18 protein-coding genes and 3 pseudogenes are annotated in these 24,525 nt (G+C 71.4%); 8 read left to right on the top strand and 13 right to left on the bottom strand.

The features are described 5' to 3' along the window. Positions 1-943: 943 nt before the first annotated feature. From LO763_RS18075 to LO763_RS18060, 4 genes and pseudogenes are all read right to left on the bottom strand, one after another. Positions 944-1,393 (bottom strand): annotated as a pseudogene (locus tag LO763_RS18075) (DUF255 domain-containing protein); the annotation flags it as partial. A 21-nt stretch (positions 1,394-1,414) separates the two neighbouring features. Further along, the gene (locus tag LO763_RS18070; protein ID WP_230786888.1) at positions 1,415-2,230 is read right to left on the bottom strand and encodes a hypothetical protein; all 816 of its coding nucleotides are present in this window, start codon (positions 2,228-2,230) and stop codon (positions 1,415-1,417) included. Then, positions 2,227-3,336 (bottom strand): hypothetical protein, encoded by a 1,110-nt coding sequence (locus LO763_RS18065; RefSeq protein WP_230786886.1) that lies wholly within the window; start codon positions 3,334-3,336, stop codon positions 2,227-2,229. The genes LO763_RS18070 and LO763_RS18065 overlap by 4 nt, the downstream gene beginning before the upstream one ends. A 79-nt stretch (positions 3,337-3,415) precedes the next feature. After that, positions 3,416-3,565: pseudogene (locus tag LO763_RS18060) on the bottom strand (DUF255 domain-containing protein); the annotation flags it as partial. Positions 3,566-3,692: 127 nt separating this feature from the next. Between LO763_RS18060 and LO763_RS29975 the strand changes: the two are divergent. Beyond that, a pseudogene (locus LO763_RS29975) lies at positions 3,693-4,259 on the top strand (DUF998 domain-containing protein); the annotation flags it as partial. Positions 4,260-4,334: 75 nt separating this feature from the next. On the opposite strand, the gene LO763_RS18050 reads toward LO763_RS29975, so the two are convergent. From LO763_RS18050 to phoH2, 3 genes are all read right to left on the bottom strand, one after another. Continuing rightward, positions 4,335-5,006, bottom strand: coding sequence for an aggregation-promoting factor C-terminal-like domain-containing protein (locus tag LO763_RS18050; protein WP_230786881.1), 672 nt, complete (start codon positions 5,004-5,006; stop codon positions 4,335-4,337). Between the two features lie 64 nt (positions 5,007-5,070). After that, positions 5,071-5,760 carry an aggregation-promoting factor C-terminal-like domain-containing protein gene (locus LO763_RS18045; RefSeq protein ID WP_230786880.1) on the bottom strand — a complete coding sequence of 230 codons (690 nt, stop codon included), beginning with the start codon at positions 5,758-5,760 and terminating at the stop codon, positions 5,071-5,073. 69 nt (positions 5,761-5,829) lie between these two features. After that, entirely contained in the window at positions 5,830-7,134 is a 1,305-nt protein-coding gene (gene phoH2, locus LO763_RS29970; RefSeq protein WP_439650305.1) for an RNA 5'-3' helicase PhoH2, read from the bottom strand. A 183-nt stretch (positions 7,135-7,317) separates the two neighbouring features. Here phoH2 and LO763_RS18035 point away from each other — a divergent pair, with 183 nt between their 5' ends. From LO763_RS18035 to LO763_RS18005, 7 genes are all read left to right on the top strand, one after another. Then, positions 7,318-7,584: a hypothetical protein gene (locus LO763_RS18035; protein ID WP_230786876.1), complete on the top strand. Its 267-nt coding sequence runs from the start codon at positions 7,318-7,320 to the stop codon at positions 7,582-7,584. A 13-nt stretch (positions 7,585-7,597) separates the two neighbouring features. Next, the gene (locus LO763_RS18030) at positions 7,598-8,365 is read left to right on the top strand and encodes a hypothetical protein (protein ID WP_230786874.1); all 768 of its coding nucleotides are present in this window, start codon (positions 7,598-7,600) and stop codon (positions 8,363-8,365) included. A gap of 1,235 nt (positions 8,366-9,600) precedes the next feature. Beyond that, positions 9,601-12,177 (top strand): FtsK/SpoIIIE domain-containing protein, encoded by a 2,577-nt coding sequence (locus LO763_RS18025; protein WP_439650304.1) that lies wholly within the window; start codon positions 9,601-9,603, stop codon positions 12,175-12,177. Between the two features lie 14 nt (positions 12,178-12,191). After that, a complete protein-coding gene (locus LO763_RS18020) occupies positions 12,192-12,857 on the top strand; it encodes a hypothetical protein (protein ID WP_230786870.1) in 666 nt (221 codons plus the stop codon). A 60-nt stretch (positions 12,858-12,917) separates the two neighbouring features. After that, the gene (gene abmR / locus LO763_RS18015) at positions 12,918-13,472 is read left to right on the top strand and encodes an ATP-binding transcription factor AbmR (protein WP_205324320.1); all 555 of its coding nucleotides are present in this window, start codon (positions 12,918-12,920) and stop codon (positions 13,470-13,472) included. A gap of 666 nt (positions 13,473-14,138) precedes the next feature. After that, the gene (locus LO763_RS18010) at positions 14,139-15,971 is read left to right on the top strand and encodes a phosphoenolpyruvate carboxykinase (GTP) (protein WP_369432027.1); all 1,833 of its coding nucleotides are present in this window, start codon (positions 14,139-14,141) and stop codon (positions 15,969-15,971) included. Positions 15,972-16,111: 140 nt separating this feature from the next. Beyond that, on the top strand, positions 16,112-16,879 hold the full coding sequence (locus tag LO763_RS18005; RefSeq protein ID WP_230786866.1) for an isoprenyl transferase: 768 nt from the start codon (positions 16,112-16,114) through the stop codon (positions 16,877-16,879). An 18-nt stretch (positions 16,880-16,897) separates the two neighbouring features. Here LO763_RS18005 and LO763_RS18000 read toward each other — a convergent pair whose 3' ends face one another. From LO763_RS18000 to LO763_RS17975, 6 genes are all read right to left on the bottom strand, one after another. Continuing rightward, positions 16,898-17,452: an isochorismatase family protein gene (locus tag LO763_RS18000; protein ID WP_230786864.1), complete on the bottom strand. Its 555-nt coding sequence runs from the start codon at positions 17,450-17,452 to the stop codon at positions 16,898-16,900. Positions 17,453-17,575: 123 nt separating this feature from the next. Further along, positions 17,576-19,252: an aa3-type cytochrome oxidase subunit I gene (ctaD, locus tag LO763_RS17995; protein ID WP_369432024.1), complete on the bottom strand. Its 1,677-nt coding sequence runs from the start codon at positions 19,250-19,252 to the stop codon at positions 17,576-17,578. A 248-nt stretch (positions 19,253-19,500) separates the two neighbouring features. After that, positions 19,501-19,905, bottom strand: coding sequence for a roadblock/LC7 domain-containing protein (locus LO763_RS17990; protein WP_230786860.1), 405 nt, complete (start codon positions 19,903-19,905; stop codon positions 19,501-19,503). Between the two features lie 11 nt (positions 19,906-19,916). Next, on the bottom strand, positions 19,917-22,337 hold the full coding sequence (locus LO763_RS17985) for a sensor histidine kinase (RefSeq protein WP_230786858.1): 2,421 nt from the start codon (positions 22,335-22,337) through the stop codon (positions 19,917-19,919). Positions 22,338-22,448: 111 nt separating this feature from the next. Then, positions 22,449-23,795: a TrkH family potassium uptake protein gene (locus tag LO763_RS17980; RefSeq protein ID WP_230786856.1), complete on the bottom strand. Its 1,347-nt coding sequence runs from the start codon at positions 23,793-23,795 to the stop codon at positions 22,449-22,451. 1 nt (position 23,796) lies between these two features. Beyond that, positions 23,797-24,477 carry a potassium channel family protein gene (locus tag LO763_RS17975; protein WP_230786854.1) on the bottom strand — a complete coding sequence of 227 codons (681 nt, stop codon included), beginning with the start codon at positions 24,475-24,477 and terminating at the stop codon, positions 23,797-23,799. Between the last annotated feature and the right edge of the window lie 48 nt (positions 24,478-24,525).

Here is a 24,525-nt window from a genome sequence, read left to right as displayed (position 1 = left end):
CCGGGGCCTGCGAGGCGGTCCCGCCGAGCGAGGCGCGCGCCAGGCGACCGTCGGCGCCGATGTGGACCCGCGCGAGATGGCCGGCGGCCCTCTCGGCCGCCAGGAGCGAGTCGCGGTGGCCCGTGCGGGAGGCGTACTCCGCGAGCGCGGCGATGGTGAGCCCGTTCCAGGCCGCGACCACCTTGTCGTCGCGCCCCGGCTGCGGCCGGGTGCGCCGGGCCGCGAGGAGGCGGCGGCGCGCCGCCTCCCAGCGGGCCGAGTCGTCCGGGTCCCGCGGCAGCTCCAGGACGTTCGCGCCGTGCTCGAAGTTCGGATTCGCCGGGTCGATCCCGAAGGCCTCGGCGGCCCAGGCGGCGTCCTCGCCGAGGACCTCCTCCAGCTGCGGGAGCGTCCACACGTAGGTCAGGCCCTCCACGCCGTCGGTGTCGGCGTCGAAGGCCGCCGCGAAGGCGCCCTCCTCGGTCGTGAACTGCTCCAGCAGGAACGCCGCGGTCTCGTCGGCGACCCGCGCGAACAGCGACCCCTCGCCGTACAGGCGCGCGTACAGCCACAGGAGCTCGGCGTTGTCGTACAGCATCTTCTCGAAGTGCGGCACCGTCCAGGCCTCGTCGACGCTGTAGCGGGCGAAGCCGCCCGCGAGCTGGTCGTAGATGCCGCCGCGGGCCATCCGCTCCGCGGTGAGCTTCACGTGGTCGAGCAGCACCCGGTCGCCGGTGCGCACGTAGGCGTCGCACAGGAAGCGGAGCGTGGGGACGCTCGGGAACTTCGGGGCCGCCCCGAAGCCGCCGTGCACGGCGTCGGCGGAGGCCAGGACCGCCTGCGCGGCGGCGTCGAGCAGTTCGGGGCGGATCGGCGGCGCGGGCGGGCACGGGCCGTCCAGGGGGCAGGCGACGGTCACGTCGGCGAACGCCGGGCCGCCCTTCGCACCGGCCTCCACGATCGCGGCGCCCTGGTGCGTCAGCTCCTCGCGCTGCTCGCTCCAGGCGGTGTGGACGGCGTCGAGGAGGCGCAGGAAGTGGGGTTTGGGGAAGTAGGTGCCGGCGAAGAACGGGGTGCCGTCGGGGAAGGCGAACACCGTCATCGGCCAGCCGCCCTGCCCGGTGATGGCCATGGTCGCCTGCATGTAGACCGCGTCGAGGTCGGGGCGCTCCTCGCGGTCGACCTTGACGGCGACGAACCGGTCGTTGATCGCCGCGGCCACGGTCCGGTCCTCGAACGACTCGTGCGCCATCACGTGGCACCAGTGGCAGGTCGAGTAGCCGATCGAGATGAGTAGCGGGACGTCGCGGCGAGCGGCTTCGGCCAGAGCTTCCGGGCCCCACGGCCACCAATCCACTGGGTTGTCAGCGTGCTGGCGGAGGTACGGCGACAACGCTCCGGCTAGACGGTTCATGGTCACCAGCCTCCCACAGCTTCAGTCAAGCGTCTCCAGGCCATCCAAAAGGTCGTCGGCCAGAGCGGTGTAGGAGTCGGTGATGATGCGCGGATCCACCAGAATGCCGACTGCTTCAACGACCAGCCGCACCAGGACTCCGCCTGGTTCGGTTCGATCGCTTCGCAGGAAATCGACTGCGGCCTGGGTGATCTCTCCGGCGAGCTCATTCGTGCTCAGCATGGTGAGAGATGCTGCGAGTGTCTCCGTTTCGACTGTCTGGAGTATCCGGAACACGTCCAGACCGTCTTTGGCCTGCATACGTTCGGGAGTAGCGGTCCGCTCGCGGATCTTGGTGAGTTTTGCGACCAGGAGAGCGGCGGGCCCGGCGACTTTGACGGTGAAGACTCTCGGGTCGACATCAGGCTCAAGCGAGCGGATGTCGACAAGGATGTTGTCAATGATCGCGGGTTCGAGCCCTGCGGTCTTCCTTGCAACGTCGTTTCCGTGCGGGCCGAGCCGTGCACCTCGCCGTCCCCCTCTCCCCGCCATCTGCGCTTCCGGCACCATAAGGTCCGCTAGCACCCCGTTGGGCGCTCTCCAGGTGCCTGGCGGAGTTTTCAGTTCGAACCCGGCTTCGACGAGGGCGCGAACGAGGTTCGGGTCGTTGCTCAGCAGTGTCGCGTCGATGGCGAGATCAGCGTCGGTTGTAGTTGGGGAGACGGCGAGCGTCCCGTCTCCGGTGTGCAGGTATACGGCTTGAGCACCGACGAGGATCAGTGCGTCGATGTGGAGTTGTAGCGCCTGGAGTACATCGAGGAGCGCCCGCCGTGCGCCGACAAATTCGCTGGAGGTCATAGCGTCCATTCTTCGTCTTGGTCCGCGAGGGTCTCGATGAGCTGTTCCGCTTCTTGGGGGCCTCGGCCAGGGCTGGTCAGCAGGTCGGCCACGGTCTGACTCGGGGCGGTGTAACGATTGCCGCCGCTTTCGCGAGCGCCTCTGAGCACGACCTCGTCGAACGGTTCGAGCAGTACCGCGTTCGCGGCGTATTCGGCATCGCGTAGCCGGAGTTCCCGCTTGAGGCGGGGAACATCGTTCGAGTAGACCGCTAGCAATGACAGGGGCGTCAGTGCGGCTACGCCTTTCGGCAGATATCTACGGAGCGCGGCAGAACCGGCCAACACATGCGGGAGGCGCCGTTCAACGAGTTGCTTCGTCATCCAGTCGAGTCCGCGAGGAACTACAACCGGTGTCACATGATTGGTCGACATGACGTGGTAGTCACGTGCCCATGCCTGTACAAGCGATCGTTTGTGTATGCGACGCACTGTTGCCCGTTCGTCGCGATCCACCAGGTGCTCTTGCGCCAAATATCCGAGGATCCGAGCACTTGTGGCCGCACCGACTCCGGCATGCTCCGCCAAGGCACGGACTCGAGTGTCGGATGCGCCGTCGAGCAATGCCCGCACGACCCTCGCGGCTCCCGGCCCTTTGAGCGACTTCTGTCGCCGGTTCTCAGTGTCAGGGCTCGGATTTCGGCTTGCGCCGGCTTGCTTGATGAACAATGACGGGCGCTCCGCCTCTAGCTTGACGTTCCCCGTTGAGTCAAACCACCCGATCTCGGTCTTCTCAAGCAATTCCCGGGCGCGTTCAGAGATGAAATTCGAGACGATCACAGGTAGTACCGCTCCTGCTTGCTGCCCTTCCAAAACTTCGCGTGCATGTCGCAGCCGCTTCACCACTCTCGGGATCTCTGCGGGGGTGGTGGAGCCGGGCAACGTCTTGACTATGACGAAGGTCTGGCTGCCGTCGGGGCCGTGGATCACGAAGTCGTACCCGTGGTCGGATTCGCTCCGCCGTGCGAGAGCCTGATCGACCTCCCAGCTTTGAGGCAAGGTCGTCAGGAGGAACTGTATGAGCTCGTCTTCGAGGTCTGATCCACTTTTCTGCCTGATCCGCGTCATGTGGATCAGTGTATATTGCGGATCAGACGAGATCGGGACACATAACGACAGTCTTGACAACCAGGGGGCGGGTCGAGCAGCCGATCGAGATGAGCAGCGGGACGTCGCGGCGGGCGGCGTCGGCCAGCGCCTCCGGGCTCCACTGGCGCCACGCCACCGGGTTGGCGGCGTGCTGGCGCAGGTACGGCGAAAGGGCTCCGGCCAACTCGTTCAGGCCCAAGCCTCGCACACGCGCGGGGCGGCGGACAGGACCGGGAAGGTAGGGCTGGCGGTACCGTCGCGCGGGTGCTGGCGGGGGGACCGATTCGGGTGTGCGCGTCACTGATTTCGCACCCTGATTTCGCGAGGCTTACTGCATGATCATTCATGCCCCCCTTGGCGACAGCTGGAGCACCCTCAAGGGTCTGACGACGGCCGGGTTCGCCGCGATCGGCGCGGGGTTCGCCGCGATGGTCGTCCTCCACGCCACCTCCGGGCTCAACCCGGTCAAGGTCGTCATCAGTCTGCACCTGTACACGCCGCTGGGCTGGCTGCTGCCGGTCGCGCTCGTGCTCTTCGGGCTCGGGGCGTGCGCCTTCGCGGCGGTGGCGCGGCGGGTCGCGGCCCCGCGCTGGATGAGCCCGATGCTGCTGGCGTGGGCGGGCCTGCTGGGCCTGGTCGCGCTGTTCCCGACCGACCCGCCCGGGCTGCCGGAGGTCTCGCTGGTCTCGGCGATCCACCGCTACGCCGCGTTCTGCGCGTTCAGCACGATGGCGATCATGGGGCTGTGCTTCGCCCGGTGGGCGAAGGGCCGCGACTGCCCCGAGAAGGTGCGGCGCGCGGTGCTGGTCTGCAGCGGGATCGCCGTGGTCGCGCTGGTGGCGTGCTCGACGCCGTACGTCGCGGAGTGGTTCGGGGTGCCGCGCACGCCCGGTGCGTTCGGGGCGGGGCTGCTGCAGCGCACGACGGTCGGGTTCGAGCTGGTGGCGCTGGCGTACATCGGCGCCTGGCTCAGGGGATCAGTAGAAGCCCTCGGCCTCGGATTTGGCCCAGGCGCCGCACGGGTCGTCGTACCGGCCGGCGATGTAGCCCAGGCCCCACTGGATCTGGGTGACCGGGTTGGTCTGCCAGTCGTCGCCTTCGGAGGACATCTTGCTCCCCGGGTAGGCCTGGGGGATGCCGTAGGCGCCGATCGAGTTGGCGGCGAGCTCGTTCCAGCCGGACTCTTTGCTCCAGAGCAGTTCCAGGCACGCGAACTGCTCGAGGTCCCAGCCCCACTCGAGGGTGAGCGCGCAGCCGGTGGCGCGGTTCCCGGAGTATTCGCCGCAGCTGGACGGGACCTCCACTGAGGTCGGGTTGGTGTTCATCGCGGCTTCCTCGGCGGCCTGGTCGGCGTCCTCTTGGGCGTCGTTCAGGCCTTCGGCCCTGTCCACGGCGTAGTCGGCGACGGCGGCGGCCTTGACGGTGACGTCGGCGCCGGCGGTCTCGGCGATGTAGTTGACGTGCCGGTACCGGACCTCGTCGATCGCCGCGTCGATCTCGGCCTGCTGTTCGGCGGCGGCCTGGCTGGGGTGCCGGGCGTCGGTGGTGGCGGGGTCGTCGGTGATCGCGGCGACGGCGATGACGGCGCCGATCGCCAGCACCAGGAGGGCGGCGATCCGGGCCCCGTAGCGGGTCAGCTTGGGGATCATGGGGTGCGGCTCCAGACTCGCGCCGCCGCCCGGCGCGGGGCGGCGGCGGGGGTGTTCGTTGGCGTCAGTACCAGCCGACGTCTTCGGAGTGGTTCCAGGCTTCGCAGGGGGTGCCGTAGCGGCCCTCGATGTAGCCCAGGCCCCATTCGATCTGGGTGACCGGGTTGGTCTCCCAGTCGGAGCCCTCGGATTCCATCTTGGAGCCGGGGAGCGCCTGGGGGATGCCGTAGGCGCCGATGCCGTTGGCGGCGAGCTCGTTCCAGCCGGACTCGCGGTTCCAGAGGGCGACGAGGCAGCCGACCTGCTCGAGGTCGAAGCCGTGCTCCTGGGCGAGCGCGCAGCCGGTGGCCTTGTTCCCGCTGTAGTCGCTGCAGCTGCCGGGGATGTCGACGTTGGTGCGGCCGGAGTTCGCGGCCTCTTCCGCGGCCGCGGCGGCGTCCTCGGCGGCCTGGTCGGCGTCCTCCTGGGCGCTGTTGAGGCTCTCGGCCCGGTCGGCGGCGAAGTCCGAGAGGGCGGCGACCTTCGTCGCCACGTCGGCGCCGGCGGTCTCCTCGATGTAGTTGACGTGCAGGTAGCGGACTTCCTCGTACGCGGCTTCGGCTTCGGCCTGTTGTTCGGCGGCGGCCTGGCTGGGGTGCCGGGCGTCGAGTTCCGAGGGGTCGTCGGTCACGGCGTTGACGGCTATGACGGCCCCCAGTGCGAGGACGAGCACGGCGGCGAGTTTCGCGCCGTAGCGGGTCAGCAGTGGGATCATTCGCTCTACTCCTGTGTCCCGGGCGTCTGTGGACAGACGCCCGGGACACAGCATGCCAGAGCTGGCCGGTCAGACTTCGAGCAGGTTGGTGACCATCTCCGCGATCTCCGAACGCTCACTGCGGGTAAGCGTCACGTGAGCGAACAGTGGGTGGCCCTTGAGCACGTCGATGACGCTGGCGACGCCGTCGTGGCGGCCGACCCGCAGGTTGTCGCGCTGGGCGACGTCGTGGGTGAGGACTACTTTGGATCCCTGCCCGATGCGGGAGAGCACGGTCAGGAGCACGCCGCGTTCGAGCGACTGCGCCTCGTCGACGATGACGAACGCGTCGTGGAGGCTCCGGCCGCGGATGTGGGTGAGCGGGAGGACCTCGAGCATCCCGCGTTCGAGCACCTCGTTGATGACGTTGTCGTCCGTGACGGCCCCGAGGGTGTCGAACACGGCCTGGCCCCACGGGCTCATCTTCTCGCCCTCGCTGCCGGGCAGGTAGCCCAGCTGCTGGCCGCCGACGGCGTAGAGCGGGCGGAAGACGATGACCTTCTTGAAGACCTCGCGCTCCAGGGTCTGCTCGAGGCCGGCGCACAGCGCCATGGCGGACTTCCCGGTGCCGGCCTTGCCGCCGAGGGAGACGATCCCGATCTCGGGGTCGAGCAGCAGGTCGATGGCGACGCGCTGCTCGGCGGAGCGGCCGTGGATCCCGAAGGCCTCCCGGCCGCGCACGAGGCGGATCTTCTTGTCGACGGTGACGCGGCCCAGCGCCTTGGAGCTGTTGCCGTTGAGGACGAGCCCGGTGTGGCAGGGCAGCTCCACGTCGTGGGGGAGCTCGACGTCGCCGCCTTCGAAGAGCGCGTCGATGGCGTCGTCGGCGACCGACAGCTCGGCCATGCCCGACCAGGTCGGGTCCACGGCCTGGCCGTGGCGGTACTCCTCGGTGGGGATGCCGACGGCGGAGGCCTTGACCCGCAGCGGCATGTCCTTGGTGACGAGTACGGCGTCGGCGCCTTCGAGCGCGAGGGCCCTGGTGACGGCGATGATGCGCGAGTCGTTCGTGTCCACGGCGAAGCCGGCCGGCAGTCCGGAGGTGTCGACGTGGTTGAGCTCGACCCGGATGGAGCCGCCGTGGTCCCCGATGTCGATGGGCTGGTCGAGACGCCCGTGCTTGATGCGCAGTTCGTCGAGGCGCCGCAGGCACTCCCGGGCGAACCAGCCCAGCTCGGGATGGTGGCGTTTGGCTTCCAGCTCGCTGACTACGACGAGCGGGATGACCACGTGGTGTTCGTCGAACCGTGAGAACGCACCAGGGTCTGATAGCAGAACCGAGGTGTCGAGGACGTAAGTGCGTTGCACTGGCACGGTCGCCTCCCGGGTATCGATGTGTGGGGGACCTGGCCCCGTTGGTACTCACACTGTAGTTGGGAGGTACGTCACTCCGCCACCATAAAATGCATCGAAAGCAACACTGGTAGTCACGGGAACGTCGGAAATCCGACAAAGCAGACACGCCGCGTTATCCGACGATCACGGAAAGCGGCCCCGTTCTCGGTGAGAATGAGCATTGTGTCCACCGTGAGCGTCGCCGAACTCAAGTCGGCCATCGCCGCCGCCCTCCAGCAGGTCCGCGACGGCCAAGCCGCCATCACCGCCGCCAGCCAGAACATCGAGTCCGCACAGGGGAGCCTGACCGCCGTCACCGCCGGATCGGGCCACGACGCCGTCGCCACCGCCCAGGCCGCGCTCGCGCAGGCCGGCGCCGAACTGGAGCAGTCCCTGGCCGCGACCTTCGCGGCCGCCGAGCAGGCCGAGGCCTACGCCGCGACCCTCTAGAACGGAGACCCCTGTGGACGTCGCCGCCCTCGCCGGGCGCCTCAAGACCCTGGCCGCCGACCTCCCGCTGCCGAGCCTCGGCACCGCCGACGAGTGCTTCGAGGCCGCCCAGGCCGAACTCAAGGAGGCCTCACGGGAGTCGAACGCCGAGATCGGGCTCCACAAGCTCGGCGCCGCCCGCGAACGGCTCGCCGCCGCCCGCACGCGCCTGAGCGAGGCGGCGACGGCCCTGGACGACTACCTCGGCGCGATCGGCGCCGGAGCCGCCGCCCCGCCGGCCCCGGCGACCACCGGGGGCAGGACCGCCCCGCCGGTCCCGGTGGACCCCCGCCGCTGGTGGACCGAGCGCGTCAACGAGCTGTGCGACCGCACCGGCGCGGCCGATCCGCAGCGCGTCCCCCCGACCAGGTTGTTCAACGAACTGCTCAAGGCCGCAGGCGACGGCAACGCCGACGCCTACTGCAAGCGCCTGCGCGACGCCGGACCCGAGACGGGCGTGAAGCTCCCAGGTCTGGCCTGGCCGCTCGTGCGGACCCTCGCCGCAGAGCACCTCGGCAGGACCCCCACGGCCCGCGACGTGCCCGCGCTGCGCGACAAGTGCGCCGACAAGGTGCGCTCCCTGGTGCCGAAGGCCGAACCCGACCACATCGGCGCGGCCCTGGCCTCGGCCTGCACGCTGGGCCGCGGTGGATCCGGCGACGCGGGCGACGCGGCCCGCACGGCAGCGGTGGGCCCCGCGCTCGTCGCCGCCCTGCACCGCCTGCCGAGAGAGGGGCGGTGAACCGTGGACGTCTTCGACGCGACGGCACCCGCCGCGCCCTCGTCCGCCGCGGCGTCGTCGGGCACGGCCCGCCGGGCGGCGCGCGGTGCCGGACCGCACCGGAGCACTGACGGGACCGAGCGGAAGGCGCGACCATGAGCAGCTGGCGCAGACGACTGGTGGCGGCCATGGGCGACGAGCTCGGGCGCGCCCGCGGCGAGGCCCGGCTCCTCGCCGAACGCACCGCCGCCGCGGCGGAGGCCGAGGCCCGCAGGGCCGAGCAGATCCTCGGCGACGCCGACCGCAGGCAGGCGCAGTTGCGGAGCCTCCACGAGAAGATGATCGCCACCCTGAAGGCCCGCAAGACCGCCGCCGTCCACGCCGGACACGAGGCGGCCCTCGACGCCGCCCAGGGCGCCGCCCCGGCGGCGGCCGGAGCGCCCTGGAGCGAATGGCGCCCCGAATCGGCCCTCGACCGAGGCCCCGCCCCGATGCTGCGCATCGGCCGCATCGCCGACAGCGGTGCCGACCTGCCCGGCTTCTCCCTCCCTTCCCCTTCCCCCTGCCCACCCGCCTCCACCACCTCCTCGACCGGCACCGCCGCCGCGGCGGCCACCGGCGGCGCCCCGGCCGGCAGCGCCGCGGTAGCGACCGATACCGCTGCTGCCAGTGCCGGAGCCGATCAGGCCCTGGCGGACCGGACTGCGGGCGACGAGGGCGACCGGCCCCTCGCCGACGTCGCGTTCACCGGAGCCGATCAGGCCTCGGCAGACCCTGGGGCCGCGGGCACCGGGGCCGACCGGGCGCCCGCCGGTACCGCGACCCCGAGCGCCGAGACCGGCCGGGCCTTTGCCGGCACCGTGGGCGTTGCGGCCGACCGGGCCCTGAGCCCTGCGGCCACAGGCGACGGAGCCGACCGCGTCGCCCTCGCAGACCCTGCCGCCCGCACCGGCGGTGGGGCCGCCCTTGCGCTCGCGGGCCCTGCCGCCTCCGATGGCGGGGCCGACCGCGCCCTTGCGGGCGCTTCGGTCGCCCTCGATGCCGCCGCTGCCGTTGATCCTGGAACCGGTCTCGTCCTCGGCGCCGCTGGCGGCGGTGACCGGGTCGATCCCGTCGCCGTAGGCGCTGCCGCCGTGGACCAGGCCGGTCCTGGCGCCGCAGGTGGTGTTTCCTGCGGTGCTGCGGATGCCCATGACCTCGCCGTTGTCGGCGACGGGGTCGACCGCGCTTTCGCCGATGCCGCCGCTGCTACCGGATTGGCCGCCCGCGGCCTCGACGGCGTCCTGGGCGCCGTGTCCACCGCAGGCGCTCCCGGCGTCTCCAGCGGCTCGGCCGGCGGTTCCCGCGTCGGTGGTACCCCCGACGCGGTCCCCGGTCCGGAAGCGGGACGCGCCGCCGCTTCCGGTGGCGCCGGCTTCCTCACCGGTCCCGGCCCGTCCGCTGCCGTTCCCGCCGAGTCCGCCTGCGCCGCTGTCGATGCCGGTCGCACTGCCCTCGGCGCCGCTTCCTCCTCTCCCTCTCGCGCCGATGCCGGTGAGGCGAGTGTGGCAGGGGGGTACGACAATTCGGCACCCTCGGTGACCGCGGTCTCACTGCTCGCACTCGTGCCGCTGCTCGACCGCGCCCATCTGCGCATCGACGCCGATGCGGCGCATGCGCTCCCCGGCCTCCTGGCGCGCGCCGTCGGATCCGTGCCCGCCGGGCTCGTGCGCCTCCACGTGTACGACCCCGAGCACCTCGGCGGGTCCCTGTCCGCGTTCGCCGCGCTCGGCAAGGCCGGCCTCCTCTCCTTCGTCGGCCCCTCCGGGCTCCGCGAAGAACTCGACACCCTGGTCGAGACCGTGCGCCGCGTCAACGCCGACGTCCTCGCCGGCGAGCACGCCTCCCTCGCCGACCTCGCCGCCGCCACCGGCCGCCGCCCCGAGCCCTGGCGCGTCCTCGTGCTCCTCAACGCCGACCTCGCCTCCTGGCCCGCCCACGACCAGGCCCAGCTCGCCCGCCTGCGCCGCACCGGCGTCGCCGCCGGCGTCCACCTCGTCATCGTCGGCGACGACACCGCCGGCCCCGCCGACCTCCCGCGCCTCACCGCCACCGGCTACACCGGGCTCCCCGGCGCCGCCATCGCGCTCGACGCCCCGCCACCGCCCTCCACGATCACCGCCGCCGCCAAGACCCTCGCCGAGAAGCACAGCGCCGGCAGGGAACCCGCGCGCCTGGTCGACCTCCTCCCGCAGCGCCTGTGGGCCGCCTCCTCCGCCACCGGCCTCCACGCCGCCGTCGGCGAGACCCCCGCCGGCGACGTCACCCGGCTCCACCTCGGCGACAACCCGCCCCACGCCCTCGTCGGCGGCCCCTCCGGCTCCGGCAAGACCAACCTCCTCTACGCCTGGATCGCCGGGCTCGCCTCGAGCTACAGCCCCGACGAGCTCGCGCTCTACCTCCTCGACTTCAAGGAGGGCGTCTCCTTCGCGCGCTTCGCCACCGGCCGCCGCGACCCCTCCTGGCTCCCGCACGTGCGCCTGGTCGGCGTCAACGTCAACGACGACCGCGAGTTCGGCCTCGCGCTCCTGCGCCACCTCAAGGACGAGCTGCGCCGCCGCGCCGAGGCCGCCAAGGCCCACGAGGCCACCAAGCTCGAAGAGCTCCGCGCCGCCGACCCCGGCGGCCACTGGCCGCGCATCGTCGCCGTCGTCGACGAGTTCCAGGTCCTCCTCGAAACCCGCGACGCCGTCACCGACGAAGCCGTGCAGCTCCTCGATGACCTCGCCCGGCGCGGCCGCAGCCAGGGCATCCACCTCGTCCTCGCCTCGCAGGACATCGCCGGGATCGAGGCCCTGTGGGGCCGCCCGAGCCTGGTCGCCCAGTTCACCCTCCGCATCGCCCTGCCCAAGGCCCGCCGGGTCCTCGCCGAGAACAACCACGCCGCCGACACCGTGCCCCGCTTCCACGCCGTCGTCAACGACGAGTCCGGGCACACCGGCGCCAACACCACGGTCGCCCTCCCCAACGCCGGGCACGCCGACGCCTGGGAGCCCCTCCAGCGCCGCCTGTGGGAGGCGCGGCCCGCCGGGAACGAGCCGCCCGCGCTCTTCGACGGCGGCCACGTCCCCGATCTCGCCGCGGGCGTCCCCGCCCCCGAGACGGCGCTGCTCGGCCAGACCATCGACGTCGCCGCCCGCGGTGCCGAACTCGCCCTCCACCGCGCCCCCGGCCGCAACCTCGCGGTCCTCGGCACCCGGGCCGGCGAGGCCGCCGACGTCCTCGCCGCCGCCGCGCTCACCGCCGCGCGAGGCCAGCGCATCGGCGTCGACCTGTGCTGCCTCGAGCCCGACGCCGCCGCCTCCGCGCTCGCCCTCGCCGCCGCGCTCGAGGCCGAAGGCGCCGACGTCGACTGGCACGACGACCTCGCGTCCCTGTGCAAGGACTGGGAGCTGCGCTGCGACGGGTCCCTGCGCCTCAACCTGGTCCACGCCGTCGACGCCGGGTCCGCCCGGTTGGACGCGGCCGGCTCGGCCCGCCTGCGCGCCATGCTCATCGACGGGCCCGAACGCCACCTCCACACCCTCGGCTGGTGGCGGTCCGTGCCGCGCCTGCGCGAGGACCTCGGCGGCTTCGCGGCCCGCTTCGACGCCGTCGACGCCTGGCTCGCCCTCGACGTCCAGGGGCCCGAGCTCGCCCCGCTCTCGCCCGCCGGCGGCGGCCCGGCCTGGTACCCGCGCGAGCGGCGCGGCCTGTTCTTCGACCGCGCCCGCCACCGCTCCCCGCAGGTGGTCATCCCGTACCTGACGACCGCGGCCCTGCCCAGGCCCGAGTCCGTGCTGGACCTGCCGTAGAAGGGGCGCCGCCGATGGGAACCGAGACCGACTACCCGGCCGCCGTCGCGGCCTACCTGCGCGAGCGCGCCGACGCGGCCGCCGAGATCCGGGCCGCCGACCGCGCCTGCCGGGCCGAGGCCGACCGGCTCGCCGCCGCCGCCGCGGCGGCCCGGGCCGCCCGCGACGAGGCCGGGCGGGCCGCCGCCGAGGCCGCGGCGCTCGTGGCCGAGACCGACCGGAACGTCGCCGTCCTGTGGCGCTCGCTCGGCGACTTCGTGGGGCACCGCCGCACCGGGCCGACGCCCCCGGCCGGGGCGCCCGACCCCGAGCCCGACACCGAGCGCGTCCGCGCCCGCCTGGAGCGCTCCGGGCGGCTCCTGTCCCTCGCCCGCCAGGGTGAACTCCCCATCGAGGCGCCCCGCCACACCGAGGTGACCGCCGCCGCCATCGGCGCCGGCGTCGGGGCGCTGGCCGTCGCCCTCGCCCTGTGGATCCTGCGCGTCGAGGACACCGCCGTGCGCCAGGCCGCCGCGGCCCTGACCCTGTTCCTGGGGGTCGCGACCGGCCCGGCCGTGCTCGGCGTGTGGCTGTCGTGGCAGTACCGGGTGCGGCCGCGCCCGGGCCAGACCCTCGCGTGCGTCGGGGCGGCGATCGCGGCGGTGTGCGCGCTGGCGGGCGTGTTCATGAGGGGGCTGTAGGAGCGCCTTGACGGCATGGGGTACACCTGATGCGTCACCGAAACGTGAGGAGACCCGTCAATGGCCGCCATCGACGACACCGGCTCGTGGCACTACGGCCCCCTGCCGTCCACTGACGACGCCCCCGCCTGGATCTACGGGATCGTCCCCGACGGCTGGATCGCCGGCATGCCCGACGTGACCGTCGACCGCGACGAGATGATCATCATCTGCCCGCTGCCGACCCCCGACCACCCCGCCGACGCGACCGAGTCCGACCGGGCCGCGACCGAGGAGGGCCGGATCTCGCGCTTCCGCGAGGCCACCCGCGACATGCGCGTGCAGATCGCCCAGCAGCTCCAGTACCGCTACCACCGCCAGTCCTCGTGGGGTGCGCGCTGCGGTTCGACGACGATGGTCTTCACGCACCAGTCCCTGCCGGTGACCACGCGCCTGCGCCAGCCCGAGCGGCTCGTGCTCGACACCCTCGTGGGCTCCGGCGTGGCCGCCTCGCGCTCGGACGCGCTCGCCTGGTGCGTGCGCCTGGTCGAGCAGCACGCCGAGGACTGGCTCAAGGAGCTGCGCGAGGCCATGGTCAGCGTCGACGAGCTGCGCCGCCGGGGCCCCTCGGTCTGACCTCCCGCCGACGCGCACGGCGGCCGCGGTCCACGGTGATCGCGGCCGCCGTCGCCGTGTTCACCTGAAGAGCAGGAAGACCGCCACCGCGGCCAGGATCAGGACCACGGCCGCGGTGCCGACCGCCACGGTCCTGGCGCGGTTGGACTGCGGTTCCGGTTCGCGGTGCGCCATGGGCCTCTCCAACGCCTCGACCTGGACTGCTCGTGCAGTTGCAGAACTGCATCTTCGCCCAAACCGCCACGTCATGCGGGTATTCGCGCCAAAACACCGCGCGCCCTTGCGCGAAACTTCTTCGCCACAGCGCGCTAACGCGCTCGTTCCATGATCGAAACCGTTCGCGTTAGTTGTGAGTGTGCGTCAAATCGAGTCGCTCATGCTCGATCATGCTCGGCAAAGCATGAATCGCAAGTAGTTGTGATCGTTTCGAGCCCGAATGCGCACGAGGCGGGAAATGATACCTGGAATCCCTGTTCAGCGCAGGCCCAATCGAACACAAGTCCCTGCGCGTTCCCCCGTGTTCACGTAGCGTCCGAAGAGACCGGTCCCGGCCGGAGCGCCCGCGTCACATCGCCGCCCGGTCGCGGCCCGCCGCGAGCCGCGCCAGAGCACCGAACCGAAGGAGCCACCGTGAGCATCGAAACCGCCGCATCCGCCGCACCCGCGATCGGACCCGAGGATCCGACCGCCGCCCGGACCGGCCTGAAGTCCGCACCCACCCGCCACCACAAACTCCTGGCCTGGGTGGGCGAGGTCGCCGAACTGACCGACCCCGACCAGATCGTGTGGTGCGACGGCACCCAGGCCGAATGGGAGCGCCTGACCGCCGAACTCGTCGCGTTCGGCACCCTCGTCCCCGTCCCCGCCAAACCCGACTCGTTCCTCGCGCGCACCGACCCGGGCGACGTCGCCCGCGTCGAGGAGCGCACCTTCATCTGCTCGCTCGACCCCGAGGACGCCGGGCCCACCAACAACTGGACCGCCCCCGACTACATGCGCGAGACCATGACCGGCCTCTACCGCGGCTCCATGCGCGGGCGCACCATGTACGTCGTCCCCTTCTGCATGGGCTCGCCCGAGGCCGAGAAGCCCATGTTCGGCGTCGAGCTCACCGACTCCGCCTACGTCGCCGCCTCCATGCACATCATGACCCGCATGGGCACCGAGGTCCTCGCCGCGATGGGCGGCGACGCCGACTTCGTCAGGTGCCTCCACTCCGTGGGCGCGCCCCTGGCCCCCGGCCAGGCCGACGTCCCCTGGCCCTGCAACGAGACCAAGTACATCTCCCACTTCCCGGCCGAGCGCGAGATCTGGTCCTACGGCTCGGGCTACGGCGGGAACTCCCTGCTCGGCAAGAAGTGCTACGCGCTGCGCATCGCCTCCGCCATGGGCCGCGACGAGGGCTGGCTCGCCGAGCACATGCTCATCCTGCGCCTGACCAGCCCCGAAGGGAAGGTCTACCACGTGACCGGGGCGTTCCCCTCCGCGTGCGGCAAGACCAACCTCGCCATGCTCGAGCCGACCATCCCCGGCTGGAAGGTGGAGACCCTCGGCGACGACATCGCCTGGCTCCGCTTCGGCGAGGACGGGCGCCTGTGGGCCGTCAACCCCGAGTACGGCTTCTTCGGCGTCGCGCCCGGGACCGACTACCGCACCAACCCCAACGCCATGCGCACCATCGCGAAGGGCCACACCCTGTTCACCAACGTCGCGCTCACCGACGAGGGCGACGTCTGGTGGGAGGGCATGGGCGAGCCGCCCGAGCACGCCGTCGACTGGAAGGGCCGCCACTGGACCCCCGGCTCCGAGGAGCCCTCCAGCCACCCCAACAGCCGCTTCTGCACGCCGATCAAGCAGTGCCCGGTGCTCGCCGAGCAGTACGACGACCCGCGCGGCGTCCCCATCGACGCGATCCTCTTCGGCGGCCGCCGCGCCACCACCGTCCCGCTCGTGACGCAGGCCCGCGACTGGGTCCACGGCGTGTACATGGGCGCGACCCTCTCCTCCGAGACCACCGCCGCGGCCACCGGCCAGGTCGGCGTCGTGCGCCGCGACCCGATGGCGATGCTCCCGTTCATCGGCTACAACGCCGCCGACTACTTCGGGCACTGGATCGCGATGGGCAAGGCCGCCACCGACGAGGCGCTCATGCCGCAGGTCTTCTACGTCAACTGGTTCCGCCGCTCCGACGACGGCCGCTTCCTGTGGCCCGGGTTCGGCGAGAACGCCCGCGTCCTCAAATGGGTCGTCGAACGGCTCGAAGGCCGCGCCGACGCCGTCGAGACCCCCATCGGGCACTGCCCGACCCCCGGGTCCCTCGACGTCGACGGGCTCGACCTCACCGAGGCCGACCTCGAGGCCGCGCTCCGGGTCGACCGCGAGGAGTGGGCCGCCGAGATCCCGCTCGTCGAGAGCTGGTTCGCCCGCTTCGGCGACCGGCTCCCCACGGTCCTGTGGAGCGAACTGGACGCGCTCAAGCAGCGGCTCGACGTCCAGTAGGAGTTGCCAAGCGGCCGTGGCCTTCCGGGGCCGCGGCCGCTTCGCCGCGCGAGGCCGGGGCGCCCCCGCGCCCGGTCCCCGGCGGCGCAGCCGAGGCGAAGCTGCGGGCGGCGATTCCGCGGAGCCTACAATTGCCGGTTGTGGCGATCTCGAATCTGCTTTACCTGATCTACGAGCGTCGGCTCGCACGCGAGCTGACCGGCCAGCCCCTGCCCCGGCACATCGGCGTCATGGTCGACGGCAACCGGCGCTGGGCCCGCGACATGGGCCTGACCGACCCCAACGACGGCCACCGGGCCGGCGCCAAGCACATCGAGCGCTTCCTCGGCTGGTGCGACGAGCTGGGCGTCGAGCACGTCACCATCTGGCTCCTGTCGACCGAGAACCTCTCCCGCCCCAAGGACGAGCTCGACCCGCTCCTCGACATCATCGACGAGCTCGCCGGCGAGCTCGCCGAGGACGGCCAGCCCTGGCAGCTGCGCATGGTCGGCGCCCTCGACCTCCTGCCCGAAGAGCACCAGGCCGCCCTCAAGGGCGCCCAGCAGCGCACCGCCGAGAAACGCGGCATGCAGGTCAACCTCGCCGTCTGCTACGGCGGCCAGCGCGAGATCGCCGACGCCGTGCGGTCGTTCATGCTGGAGCAGGCCGCCGCCGGCGCGAGCCTGGAGCAGGCCGCCGAGGCCGTCGACGCCGCCTCCATCGCCCGCCACCTCTACATGACGGGCCAGCCCGACCCCGACCTGGTCATCCGCACCAGCGGCGAGCAGCGCATCTCCGGGTTCCTGCTGTGGCAGTCGGCGTACTCGGAGTTCTACTTCTGCGACTCCAACTGGCCCGACTTCCGCCGCGTCGACTTCCTGCGCGCCGTCCGCTCCTTCGCCACGCGCGACCGCCGCTACGGCAAATGACGTCCCCGGCCGGTCCCGCTACTTGACGGCCACGCCCGCCCGCTCGAACTCCTCCAGGGCCTTCGCCCTCGTCTCCTCCGCCACCGCGGCGGTGTAGTCGAGCAGCACCGTGGTGCTGAATCCCTCGCCCGCGGCGTCGAGCGCCGTGGCCCGCACGCAGTGGTCGGTCGCGATGCCGACGACGTCGACCGCGTCGACCCCCCGCTCGCGCAGCCACTCGACCAGGCTCGTCTCGCCGGCCGAGCCCTCGAACCCGGAGTAGGCGGCCTCGTAGGCGCCCTTGTCGAACACGGCCTCGGCCAGCGTGTGGTCGAAGTCGGGGTGGAAGCCGGAGCCGCGGGTGCCGACCACGCAGTGCGGCGGCCAGGAGTCGCGGAAGTCCGGTTCGGCGGAGAAGTGCGGGCCCGGGTCGATGTGCCAGTCGCGGGTCGCCACCACGTGGTCCCAGCGCCCGGGGGCGGCCCCGATGAGTTCGGTGACGGCCGCCGCGACGGCGGCGCCGCCCGCGACGGGCAGCGACCCGCCCTCGCAGAAGTCGATCTGGACGTCCACCACGATCAATGCCCGGCTCATATCACCGATCCTAGTGACGGACGGCCGCGCGCGGTAGGGGCGGTGCGCCGCCGCGTCGATATTTCCGCCCCGGACGCGACGGCGGCCCGGGAGCGAATGCTCCCGGGCCGCCGTCGCACTAGGTCAATGCCCCTTGACTTCCTTCACCAGATGGCCCCACTTCTCGTCGAAGACGGGCCGCTCCGAGCGGATGCGCGGGAGGCGGTCGAAGTTGCGCAGCGGCGGCGGGCAGCTGGTCGCCCATTCGAGCGAGCCGCCGTAGCCCCACGGGTCGTTGGTCTCGACCACGCGCCCGGCCTTCCAGGACTTGAACAGGTTCCAGATGAACGGCAGCGTCGACAGGCCCAGGATGAACGCGCCCACCGTGGAGATCATGTTCAGGGTCGTGAAGTCGTCGGAGATCTTGTAGTCGGCGTAGCGGCGGGGCATGCCCTCCGCGCCGAGCCAGTGCTGCACCAGGAACGTGGTGTGGAAGCCGATGAACGTCAGCCAGAAGTGGACCTTGCCGAGCCGCTCGTCGTACATCCGGCCCGCGACCTTCGGGAACCAGAAGTAGACGCCGGCGTAGACGGCGAACACGATGGTGCCGAACAGCACGTAGTGGAAGTGCGCCACCACGAAGTAGGAGTCCGAGACGTGGAAGTCGACCGGCGGGCTGGCGAGCAGGACGCCCGAGAGGCCGCCGAGGAGGAACGTCACGAGGAAGCCGAGGCTGAACAGCATCGGCGTCTCGAACGTCAGCTGGCCCTTCCACATGGTGAAGATCCAGTTGAAGAACTTCACGCCCGTGGGGACCGCGATGAGGAACGTCATGAGCGAGAAGAACGGCAGCATGACCGCGCCGGTCGCGTACATGTGGTGGGCCCACACCGCCATCGACAGGCCCGCGATCGCGAGCGTCGCGGCGACCAGGGTCTTGTAGCCGAAGATCGGCTTGCGGCTGAACACCGGGAAGATCTCGGAGACGATGCCGAAGAACGGCAGCGCCACGATGTACACCTCGGGGTGCCCGAAGAACCAGAACAGGTGCTGCCACAGGATCGCCCCGCCGGTCTCGGAGTCGAAGACGTGGGCGCCCAGCTGGCGGTCGGCCATGACCGCGAGGAGCGCGGCGAAGAGGATCGGGAACACCAGGATGATCAGCAGGCTGGTGATGAGGATGTTCCAGGTGAAGATCGGCATCCGGAACATGAGCATGCCCGGGGCGCGCATCGTGATGATCGTGGTGATCATGTTGACCGCGCCGAGGATCGTGCCGATACCCGAGACCGAGAGGCCGATGAACCACATGTCGGCGCCGATGCCCGGCGAGTTCACCGCGTTCGACAGCGGCTGGTAGGCGAACCAGCCGAAGGACGCGGCGCCGCCGGGGGTGATGAACCCGGAGACCGCGAGGATCGACCCGAGCAGGTACAGCCAGTACGCGAAGGCGTTCAGGCGCGGGAACGCGACGTCGGGCGCGCCGATCTGCAGGGGCACCAGGTAGTTGCCGAACGCGAACACGATCGGGGTCGCGAACATGAGCAGCATGATGGTGCCGTGCATCGTGAACAGCTGGTTGAACTGCTCGGACGACACGATCTGGAGTCCCGGCTGGAACAGCTCCGCGCGGATCAGCAGGGCGAGGATGCCGCCGATGGCGAAGAACGCGAACGACGTGACGAAGTAGAGCAGTCCGATCTGCTTCGCGTCAGTCGTGCGGAGTGTGCGGGCGAGCCAGGAGCCGTTCGGCTCGCGACGCACCGGCCAGGGACGCGCGACGATAGGCGTTGGCTCAAGCTTCGGCTCAACCGTGGTCACCTGTGGGCCTCCAGATTCATTTCCAGGTAGCGAACGCAGCATAGCCCCGCGAAACGCCGCCGATGCGGAGGGGCGATGCCGATGCGGCGTGGCGGAGCGTGATGGGACGGTGCGCGTTCGGTGGTTGTCGCAGGTCGACCGCAGTGCGGATCACCGCGGTCGGGGTCGGGGGCGTGGTGCGCGCGGACCGCCGCCTGAGGCGGCCGCGCGCGGGTGAGCAATCTCCTACGGTGCGGTGTCGCGGCGGGCTAGGCGCCGCCGCGGGCGTCCGGCTCCAGCGCGGCGTAGACCCGCTTGACCAGCAGGGCGGTCTCGTAGCCGACCTGGCCGAGGTCGCAGCCGGCGTTCGCCAGGACCGCGAGCTGGGCGCGGTCGCCGACCGCCATGAGCAGCAGCACGCCCTCGTCCATGTCGATGACCGACTGGCGGATCCGGCCGGCGTCGAGCACCTTGGCCGCGCCGGTCGTCAGGCTCGCGAGGCCCGAGGTGATGGCGGCGAGCTGGTCGGCCCGGTCGGTCGACAGGCCGCGGGACGCGGCGATGGCGAGGCCGTCGACGGAGACCGTGAGCGCCTCGGAGACGTCCGGCACCTTCTCCACGAAGGAGGTCAGGAGCCAGTCGAGTTCACCGACGTTCTTGTCCTTGCTATCCATCTCGCTGCTTTCTATTGGCGTTGTTCGTGTGCGGCGGCCGCCGCGATGCCGGACGCGAAACCGGCGAGCCGGTCACGGATCTCGGCGGGATCGAGGTCGGCTCCGCCGCCGCCCGCGCGGGGGCTGGGAACGGAGCCGGGGAGCAGCCGGGAACCTGGCGCCCGACGGGGCAGTTCGGCGCCGTTGACACTGCCCGAGGTTTCGAGTGCTCTGTTCACCTTCCTGAAGGTAACATCCAGCGTCTCGGGAGCAGGCCCCGCAGGGGGCTGCGCACCGTTGCCGCCGTTGTGTGTCGCCCCAGCTACAGGCCGTGGTTCAGGGGTGGAGCCGGCCTTGCGCGGGCGCGGCACGATCGGGTCGACGGCGCTCGGCGCGGACGCCTCGGCGCCCGTCCCGGTCACCGGCAGGTTCGCGGCCCGGGCCGACAGGGCGAGCCGCGCGGCCGAGCCGCCGGAGCCGTCGGGGGACAGGCCGAGCTCCTCGGCGTGCGCGCTCGCCGGGATGCGCACCAGCGCGAGCGTGCCCTTGCCCATGGTCGAGTGCAGCTGGACGCTGATCGAGTGCTCGGCGGCGAGCCGGCCGACCACGAGCAGGCCCATGGTCGCGGTCAGCTCCGAGGTGAGCTGGGTCGGCTCGGCCAGGCGGCGGTTGATCGCGGCCATCGGCTCGGGCGCGAGCCCGATGCCGTCGTCGGCGATGGAGATGACGATCTCCGAGCCCGAGCGCCGCGAGGTCACCCGCACCGACTGGGTCGGCGGCGAGTACGCGGCGGCGTTGTCGAGCAGCTCGGCGAGGATGCGCACCAGGTCGCCGGCGGGCTTGGTCTCGAGGCGGGCCGCGACCTGGTTCTCGACCACGACGCGCCCGGCGTCCTCGATCTCGGCCACGGCGTCGCGGATGATCATCTCCAGGCCCGAGGGGTGGTTGTAGCGCCGCTGCGGGTCGCCGCCGGCGAGCAGGAGCAGGTTCTCCTCGTTGCGCCGCATGCGCGCGAGCAGGTGGTAGACGCTGCGCCACTCGTCGGGGACCGCCTCGTCCGGGGCGTCGTCGACCAGGGACTCCATGACCTGCTGCTGGCGGCGGATGAGGCTCTGCCCGCGGCGGGCGAGCGTCTTCATCATCGCCTCGACGTCGATGCGCAGCAGGGCCTGGTTCGCGGTCTGGCGCAGGGCCTGGTGGTGCGCGGCGCTGAAGGCCTCGGCGAGCGAGTCGAGCTCGTCGGCGTAGCGGGAGTCGCCCGACAGGAGCGTCTGGCGCTTCGCGGTCTGGAGCAGCCGGTCCACCTCGTCGGCGTTGGCGGCCTGGGACACCGCGGCCACGGTCTTGGGCAGCGTGTCGTACGCGGCGGTCAGGGTCGCCTCGCGGACGCCGTCGACGCGGAGGCTGATGCGCCGCGCGAGCATGGCCGCCGAGACGATCGCCGTCAGCGCCAGGACGATCACCAGCGCGAACGTGGTCAGGAGGGTCCGGGAGGCGGCCTCGCGCATCGCGGTGACGTCGTCCTCCATCGCGTCGATGACCGACGCCTGGGTCGTGTCGAGCGCGGCCACGACCACGCCCTGCCCGGCCGAGAAGTCCTCGGGGGCGATCGTCGGGATGTTGCCGCGCAGGTAGATGCCGAGGGCCAGCTGGGCGTCGGTGACCGCCTCGGTGTCCATGGCCTCCCGGTAGACCGCGCTGGTGTCGGCCGAGGCGTTGGCCTGGAACTCCACGATCTGGCGGTCGAAGGAGCCCGAGAGGTAGGAGACCGTGGCGAGCTCGGCGCGGCCGACCACGACCTCGCCGTCCTCCTTGAGCAGCGCCAGGTCGGCGGCCACGGTGAACTGGATCTCGGCGGCGATGCGGCTGGCCTGCATGACCGCGGCCAGGGAGTCGAGGTGCGCCGAGACCTGCGCGTCGTCCACCAGCCGCGGCAGGATCGCGGCGACGCCGACGATCTGGTCGGCGACGTTGCGGTAGACCAGGTAGGCGGCCTCGACCTCGTCGTCGGTGAACTCGGCGTCGCCGGTGGCGAGCAGGTCGAACGCGGCGCGGGCCTCCTGGAGGTCGGCGGCCTTGTCGAACAGCGCCTCCAGGTCGTCCCCGAGGTCGGGGAAGCGCTGGACCGCCGCGTCCGCGGTCGACTCCAGGGCCTCGAACGCCCAGTCGGTCTCGCGGCGGGTCACCGCGGCGTCGAACTGGCCGCCGCCGCCGTTGATGACCGAGGCCACCAGCGGGCCGGCCTCGGCCTGGTGCACGTCGAGGGTCTTGTTGAGGGCCTTGGAGAGGTCGGCGAGGACCTCGGCGTCGGTCGCGTTCTGGTACTCGTCCCACACGCTGACCGTCTGGAAAAGCCCGAGCACCATCATCCCCATGAGGGCCGCCGCGATCGGCAGCATCAGCTGCATGCGGATGGGGAGACGACTGGTCCGCTGCCGGGCTTTACGGGACATCGGGGGCGTCCTTTCTGAGGGCGACGGTCCGCGCTGCGGCGTGGTGGGACCATCTTCGCTTGTCGGTGGGGAGCCTCGTGAGGCGGGGCACACCTCTTGAGGGTTCGCGGCTCAGCCCACGAGGGGTCTGGCCTCGGGATATCGGTACATACGGTGCCGACTGCGCAAAGCCAGCGAGGCGGCGAACAGGACCGGTCCGATGCGCCCGGTGTACATCGCGATCGTCAGCAGCCACTTGGACGGCTCGGACAGGTCGTCGGTGATGCCGGTGGACTGGCCGAGGGTGGCGAACGCGCTCGTCACCTCGAACATGATGGGCATGAGCTGGAGGTCGGGCTCGAAGCGCTGCATGAGGAACACGCCGAAGGCGTTGCAGGCCACGTACACCAGGGCGACCGTGAGGGCCTGGCGGATGACGGGCGGGGCGATGCGGTGCCGGAAGGCCGTGACGTCGGGCTCGCCGCGCACCTCGGCCCAGATCACCAGCAGCAGCACGAAGAACGTGGTGACCTTGATCCCGCCCGCGGTGGAGGCCGAGCCGCCGCCGATGAACATGAGGATGATCGAGGCGAGCTGCGAGTCCTCGCGCATCGCCCCGATGTCGACGGAGTTGAGCCCGGCGGCCCGCACCATCGAGGTCTGGAAGAACGCCGGGAGGATCCGGTCGTACCAGGGCCACTGCCCGAACGTGGCCGGATTCGACCATTCGAACATCAGGAACGCGATCCAGCCGCCCGCCAGGAGCACCGCCGAGCCGGCCAGCGTCAGCTTGGTGTGCACCGACCACTGCCGGCGGCCCCAGTGGCGCCGCGTCATCTCGAAGATCACCGGCATGCCCAGGCCGCCGAGGATCGTCGCGAAGCACAGCGGCAGGCAGATCCACGGGTCGGTGGCGTAGCTCATGAGCGAGTCGGAGAACAGCGAGAAGCCCGCGCTGTTGAACGAGCTCACGGCGTGGAACACGCCGTTCCAGACCGCCTCGGCCGGGCTGAACCCGTAGGCGGAGAAGCGGATCGCGAGCACCAGCGCGGCGGCGGCCTCGACGACGAGCGAGAACGCCACGGTCCGCAGCAGCACCGCCTTGACGTCGCCGAGGTTCAGCGCCTGGCTGATCTCCATGCGGGTCATGAGCTTGGTGCGCAGGCCCAGCCGGCTGGAGACCAGCAGGCCCACCAGGACCGCGCTGGTCATGATGCCCAGGCCGCCGACCTGGAAGCTCAGCATGATGACGAACTGGCCGAACCGGCTCCAGTGGACGGGGGTGTCGACCACGGCCAGGCCGGTGACCGACACCGCCGAGGTGGCGGTGAAGAACGCGTCGGTGAAGCGCGTGGTCGCCGTCCCCACGTGCGACACCGGCAGCATGAGCAGCAGCGTGGAGGCCGTGATCGCCGCGAGGAAGATCAGGGGGACCAGGCGGGCGGGGTGGCGGAAGAAGGCCTTGACGCGGTCGATCATGTCAAGTGGTGGAGGCGAAGGCCTCGACCTTGGTGGTCGCGCCGGAGACGATGAGGGTGTCCCCGCCGGCGACGACGGTGTCGGGAGTGGCGTAGGTGAAGTCCTCGCCCGACTGCTTCACGCCGACCACCGTCACCCCGTACTTGGAGCGCAGGCGCGACTCGGCGAGGGTCTTGCCGACCGCCTCGGCCGGCGCCTTGGTCTTGACGATCGCGAACCCGTCGTCGAACTCGATGAAGTCGAGCATCTTGCCGCTCACCAGGTGCGCGACGCGCTCGCCCATGGCCGCCTCGGGGTAGACCACGTGGTGGGCGCCGGTGCGGTGGAGGATCTGGCCGTGCTTGGCGTTGATGGCCTTCGCCCAGATCTCGCGGACGCCGGCCTCCTCGCAGGCCAGGACGGTGAGGACGCTCGCCTCGATGTCGGTGCCGATCGCGACCACGACGTGGTCGAACTCGCCGATGCCCAGCTGGGTCAGGACCGCCGACTCGGTCGAGTCCGCCTGCACCACGTGGGTGAGGATCTCGGAGGCGCGCTGCACGATCTCGGGGCGCTCGTCGATCGCGAGGACCTCGTGGCCGAGCCGGGTGAGGGACTCGGCGACGGCGGAGCCGAACCGGCCGAGGCCGATCACGGCCACGGTCTCCTCTGTGGGGCGCTCGCCCCTGCCGAACAGGTTCATCGGCTCCCTCTGCGGATCGGTCGCCGCCTTGCGCGCGCGGACACGGTG

This window comes from Glycomyces amatae, from assembly GCF_020991375.1.
In the GTDB taxonomy this organism is placed as follows: Bacteria; Actinomycetota; Actinomycetes; order Mycobacteriales; family Micromonosporaceae; genus Glycomyces; species Glycomyces amatae.
This window is presented reverse-complemented; position numbering and strand designations above follow the sequence as displayed.